Genomic DNA, 6,377 nt, shown 5'->3' with positions numbered 1-6,377 from the left:
CAACTGAATAGCGCAGCTGTAGAGGCAAATGTTTAACTATTTTGTATAGATAAGAGGTCGGTTGTTTATATCGATAAGCGACTGCTTGGCGCAGCTATTGAAGCAATGAGTCCTGAATCAGGGTTAAAATTAATAATTAACGCTACAAAAAAACGCCCAATGACAATGCATTGGGCGATATAGCTAACGGCGATTTAACGCCATTAAAGATCAATAAAATAGCGGTTACTGATTAAGCTCTAGCTCATAGAAGCTTGCTTGAGCATAGTCACCGGCTTCCATACCACGCCACTCACAGTTTGAGCTGCTGGCTTTGGTATTACATTGATTGTAAACACCGGCTTTGTAGTACATCCAATCAGCTTGGTAACCTTGGTCAACTTCGTGACCTTGGTAATTACCTTCTGCTAGGTTCACATCAAAGGTTTTAACGATTTCGTTTGCTTCACCAGGATTTTTGGTGAAAGTAAGCTTCATGATGTCACCTTCAACATTCACTTCATAAGAGAATATTTCTCCTAGACGGATACCATCTTGTGGATCGTCATGGTGCTCACGTAGGTTGTAAGTGCCGAATACATTATGGCGAATATCTTTACGTAGCTTCTTGCCGTTACTATCTCTGGCATCTTGTAATTCTGGTATTGGATTTAGCTCATAGTTCCAAGACAGTGAACCAAATTCGTGACCTGGCAGCTTACGATATAAGATTTTTAATGGCTCGTTATCAGAACCATGAATTTGGCCAATAACCACTGCAAAGGCATTGTTCTTGCGGTATTCACCACTGGTACTGACTTGATCAACTGCCAATGTAGCTTTCAGTTGGCCGCCAATTGCGCCGTACTCGCTTGCATCTGGGTGAGAGGCAATTACAAAATTGGTTTTTGGATCATCGTATTTTTCAGCCAACATGCCGCGTAATTCGCTACGGGTGTTTTTACTATTTGGCGTTGTAGGCGCTTCATTTGGTGCAACAAAAACCAAGGCACCGGTTTTAGGGTCGGTATAAAACCACTCAGGGTGAACGTAAGGGGTTTGGGTATTACCAAGGTCGTGGCGATTAATCTCTAAGGCTTTGCCTTTACGCGAGCCTTCTGTAGTTAGCTCAGGAAGGGTGATTTTCCATTTTGTTAGGTCAAAGTTTTGTGCTGGCGCTTTAGTCGCATCAAGATTGTATTTAGTGAGATCGTAGTTGAACTCTTTTTTTACTTGTGGAGCCGGTGAGGTCGCGGAGCAACCTGCAAGAATAGCAACCGCTAGTATACTAAGATGGAGCTTTTTCATTGTTTTTACCCTTAGGATTAACTCTATTTCATTGCTTAAGGATACTACAGTATTATTGTATTACAAAAGTGTGATCGAGATAGGGAAATGAATTTTTTGCTGCACAATTAAGCTAACTTTGTGCACTATTTGAGGTTTAGCCGTGCTGTCAGTGGTTTTCACTGTAAAAATATTGATATCAAGCATGGGTTTGCACCAGTGAGTGGCGGTTAGTTTGTTGAGTGATCCACAGTGGTGCAACCCTTGTTATTTAATATTGCTTTAGCGACTAGCTAATCGTTATTTATGCACTTATTTAGGGCGTAATTGGTGCTATTTCACCTTATTCATCAATGTCTTGCACCTTACTGGTACAAATTAGTATGACAAAACCTTAATAACGGAATAATTCTTGCTTTTGTAAGTCCCTGAATTTAATAAAAGAAAAACTTATGGGGATAAGCATGGATAACATTAGTGATGCAATTAGCGTCATGGCACAAAGTGCAAATACATTATTTATCTTACTTGGTGCCATTATGGTGCTGGCAATGCATGCGGGTTTTGCCTTTTTAGAAGTCGGTACTGTTAGGCATAAAAACCAAGTGAATGCGCTAGTTAAAATCTTAACTGATTTTGCTTTTTCAGCGCTGGCGTACTTTGTCATTGGCTACCAAATAGCATATGGCAGTCACTTTTTTGTCAGTGCTGATGCGCTAACGGCTAATAACGGCTACGAGCTGGTTAAGTTCTTTTTCTTACTCACCTTTGCAGCAGCAATCCCTGCCATCGTATCGGGTGGCATTGCCGAGCGCGGCAGTTTTAAACCTTTCTTATTAGCATCAGCTTTGATCGTAGCGTTGGTATACCCACTGTTTGAAGGCATGATTTGGAATGGTAACTTTGGTTTTCAAACTTGGTTAAATGACACCTTTGGCGCTGAGTTCCATGACTTTGCAGGCTCGGTAGTGGTACACGGTATGGGTGGCTGGTTAGCGCTGGTGGCGATATATGTATTGGGCTCTCGCCAAGGCCGTAAACCGGGTGTGGCATTTGCACCCTCTAATATTCCGTTTCTGGCACTCGGTTCATGGATACTGATTGTCGGTTGGTTTGGCTTTAATGTTATGTCAGCGCAAACCCTTGATGGCATTAGTGGCTTAGTGGCGGTAAACAGTTTAATGGCCATGGTTGGCGGCACCATTATCGCGTTGATTGTCGGTAAAAATGACCCTGGTTTTATCCATAACGGCCCGCTTGCAGGCTTGGTGGCTGTGTGTGCTGGTTCTGACTTAATGCACCCAGTAGGGGCATTTATTGTTGGCGGTGTGGCCGGTGGTTTATTTGTGATGGTGTATACCCGTTTACAACGCAGTACTAAAATTGATGATGTATTAGGCGTTTGGCCATTACATGGTTTATGTGGTGTGTGGGGCGGCGTTGCTGCAGGCATATTCGGTCAGCAAGCTTTTGGTGGATTAGGTGGCGTAAGCTTAATGTCTCAAGTGGTTGGCACTGTCGCTGGGGTTGCCGTGGCGCTTATTGGTGGTTTTATTGTGTATGGCGTCGTCAATAAAATCTCTAGCTTACGTTTAAGCCAAGAAGATGAATTTATTGGCGCTGATCTAGCGATCCATAAGATTGGTTCTACCAACTCAGATAAATAGTCTGTTACGCACTAATAGCGGCATAAATCTAGCGGCATAAATCGCTTTGGTGAGTAATACTTTAATTAAGGCGCTAATAGGCGCCTTAATTGATCTTATTGCTATATTTGATGAGTCTCATGTATTGTCGATGTTAGTTGTGGTTTATAAAAAGCACGCTACGGACACTAAACAGGCCTGTGTTTCTGGTAAACTCAGCTTACTTAGTTGCTAAAGCGTTAGCTCGTAACACATTCGTTCTTGAAACAGTTAATCAGATCGGTTTAAAACTGTTTTTAAATTTTGCTTAAAAGGAATCTCCCATGCGCACATCATTAACCTTATCTGCATCTATCGCTGCTTTATTACTTGTTCAAGGCTGTAATGAGCAAGTTGAACCACAATCTGAGCCAGCACCAGCAGTGGTAAAAGCAGCCCCTGTAGAAAAAACGGCTGAAATGGAAAAACCTGATACTAGCTCTGAAAAAGGGATCGCTATGCAACAAGGGACTGTAAGATATTTTGATCTTGAAGGTGGATTTTGGGGCATTTTAACTGACGATGGTCAGCAAATTCTGCCAAGTAACTTAGCAAAAGAATATCAAAAAGATGGTTTACGTTTGAGCTTTAGTGCCGCTGAAGTGACTGACATGATGACGATTCAGCAATGGGGTATTTTATCGACCCTAAGCAATATTGAAGTTATCGGTCAGGTGGAAAGTAAAGGTGGTAACCCACTTATCTAGTTCTTTAACTAGAACTAGGCTTAGGTCTTTTTAAGACTAGTTTGCTCAGCTTATAAAAATAAGCTTATTTTTTACAATGGGTTGATCTATAACAGGTCAGCCCATTTTTATTGCTGCCGCTTTAATTACTCGCCGCTTTAATCAATACCCCTCTTGAATTAATACCTTCTTTAATCAATGTCTTGTTTAGTCAATGTCTTGTTTAGTCAATGTCTTGTGTAATCCGTAAGTTGTTGCGTGGGACTTGCTAACACAGTTGGTTCAGCAAAACGTCTCACATCACTAAATTTACAATTCAAACACTAATGTAAATGATAATGGTTTCTATTTACATTGTTGTTGCCACTTTGTTAGTATCGCCTCCTAAATTAGTTGGTTCTAACAAAAGGATTGTTTTTAATATGAAATCTCGCTATCACACGTCGTTATCCCTAGGTGCAAAAGCCGTTGCTACCGCCTTGTTTTTTAGTGGCGCTCCTGCCTATGCTGCTGAAGTAGAAACTGAAGCTTGCGATAAAAGCGAAAATATTGAATGCCAGTCACAAGAAGCCATCGAGCGCATTGAAGTCCACGGGGTGAAAAGTTCGGTGTATTTTTACGATACATCAGGGGATAAACGTCGCGTTGCCGATCTAGTTGATACCCCACAAATGATCACGGTACTGACTCAAGATCAAATTCAAGAATCTGGCTTAACCGATTTAAAAGATATTTTGTCTACCCAAGCGGGTGTGACCTTGGGCACCGGTGAAAACGGTAATGCTTTTGGTGATCGCTATATTATTCGTGGCCATGAAGCCCGCAGTGATGTGTTTGTTGATGGTTTGCGCGATCCGGGCATGACCACCCGTGAAAGTTTTGCCACCGAACAAGTGGAAATAACCAAAGGCCCAAGTTCAACCTTTGCTGGACGCGGATCATCAGGCGGTGCCGTTAACAGTGTCACCAAAAAAGCCTCAACTGCTTATAACTTTGGCCGCGTTGATGCCGCAGTCGGTACCGATGATCACACTCGTTTTACTGTTGATTATAACGTGCCGCTAACTGAAGATGTCGCGCTGCGAATTAACGGCCTGATTGCCGATGAAGATAAGCCGGGCCGTGAAGGCATTAGCTCAGAAAGAAATGGTGCTCAATTGTCTTTAGTGTATGAAGCGACTGATGCTTTGTCATTTATCGCCGATGGTTACTACATGAAGGCCGATGATGTGGCTGATTTAGGTAGCTACTTTGACCAAGATACTCGCAAGCCAATCGAAGATATTCCAGTTTATGCTCAAGATTCTGACTTTCTCAGCTCTGATGTCAGCACGTTTACCTTGCGTACCGAATATGACATTTCAGACAGCTTAACTTTCTACAATGCTACTCGTATTGGTCGCACTGAAAATGGCTATATAACTACGGGTATGAGTGGCACTAATCGCGCAGCCAGCGATGTTGACGCGCCGGGGGCTGAAACCTTAACCATTAGCACCCATCAAGGACGCCAAGATGTTGAATACTGGAACACTCAGTTCAACTTATTTTGGAATACCGATATTTTAGGTATGGAGAATAAGTGGGTATTTGGACTCGAATATAGCGATGAATCAGTGGATAACGGCTTGTATGATATCGTCAATAATAACGCCACTAATTGTATCGTCGATGGCCGCCGAGGCGAGTCTGGTGCTTACTGTATTATTGATGGTAATGGCGATGAAGTTGATAATATCGACCAGCTGATGGGCCGTACTTATTCAAAAGGGGCATCTGATGCCATATATAACATCGAAACCATCTCGGCTTACTTCATGGATACCGTGGCAATCACCGAAGAGGTAGAACTCTTTTTCGGCTTCAGACAAGATAGCTTTGATTACACCAATGACACTTCAAGTAGCGGTAATGGTGATATTTTATATGACTATTCCGACAGCATGTATAACGGCCATGTTGGCTTAGTGTATAGCCTGACAGAAGCAGGCAATATATACGCCAGCTACAGTACCGCGACTAACATCAATGGCGGTGAGTCAGACCTTGGCGCAAGTTGTGGTTATGGTGGACTTTGTGGCACACCTGAGCAAGTACTGGCAGCGGATCCAGAATTGGTTGAGAATATTGAACTGGGTACTAAATGGATGCTGTTTGACGATAGCGTGATGTTTTCTGCCTCGGTATTCCAAATCACTAAAGATGATGTAATGGAAAGCGTCGGTGATAGCTATTCAACCTTAGGTAGCCTCAATACCGGTAAAAACCGTGTAGAAGGGATTGAAATTGGCATGGTGGGTAACATTACTGATGCCTTTAGTATTCAGCTTTCAGCGTCATTAATGGACTCAGAAGTACTTGAATCATTTAATGAAGATTATATCGGTAAAAAACTGAGTAACTTTGCTGATGAAAGTGCCTATTTACAGCTCCGTTATGAGATTAATGACATGTTTGTCATTGGTGGTGGTTACACTTATCAAGGCGAAATGTACGGCGGACAGCCTGACACAGCAGCAGGATATGATCCTGAAAATGACCGTTACAGCGTAGTGGTACCGGCTTATCAAGTGGTGAGTTTATTTGCTAATTACAATGCGACAGAAGCATTAACCTTCCGGATTAATGTGGGTAATGTTCTCGATGAGGAGTACTGGACTGCGGCATATCGCTCAGGCTCATTCATGTATCTTGGTGATGCAAGAAACGCCAACTTAACTGCGACATTTGAATTTTAATT

4 protein-coding genes are annotated in these 6,377 nt (G+C 42.4%); 3 read left to right on the top strand and 1 reads right to left on the bottom strand.

The window, feature by feature from the left end; translation table 11 throughout:
• Nucleotides 1–225 precede the first annotated feature (225 nt).
• A complete protein-coding gene (locus BCU94_RS03960) occupies nucleotides 226–1,287 on the bottom strand; it encodes a polysaccharide lyase family 7 protein (RefSeq protein WP_102440716.1) in 1,062 nt (353 codons plus the stop codon).
• Between the two features lie 443 nt (nucleotides 1,288–1,730).
• Here BCU94_RS03960 and BCU94_RS03955 point away from each other — a divergent pair, with 443 nt between their 5' ends.
• The 3 genes from BCU94_RS03955 (at nucleotide 1,731) to BCU94_RS03945 (ending at nucleotide 6,375) form a co-directional block, all read left to right on the top strand.
• Entirely contained in the window at nucleotides 1,731–2,933 is a 1,203-nt protein-coding gene (locus tag BCU94_RS03955; protein ID WP_102475666.1) for an ammonium transporter, read from the top strand.
• 302 nt (nucleotides 2,934–3,235) lie between these two features.
• Nucleotides 3,236–3,658 (top strand): hypothetical protein, encoded by a 423-nt coding sequence (locus BCU94_RS03950; RefSeq protein WP_102475665.1) that lies wholly within the window; start codon nucleotides 3,236–3,238, stop codon nucleotides 3,656–3,658.
• 401 nt (nucleotides 3,659–4,059) lie between these two features.
• Nucleotides 4,060–6,375, top strand: coding sequence for a TonB-dependent receptor (locus tag BCU94_RS03945; protein ID WP_102475664.1), 2,316 nt, complete (start codon nucleotides 4,060–4,062; stop codon nucleotides 6,373–6,375).
• Nucleotides 6,376–6,377 lie beyond the last annotated feature (2 nt).

Origin of the sequence: Shewanella sp. 10N.286.52.C2, from assembly GCF_002874545.1 — a bacterium.
GTDB lineage: Bacteria > Pseudomonadota > Gammaproteobacteria > Enterobacterales > Shewanellaceae > Shewanella.
The sequence above is the reverse complement of the archived record's forward strand: the minus strand, read 5'-3'. Positions and strand labels throughout refer to the sequence as shown.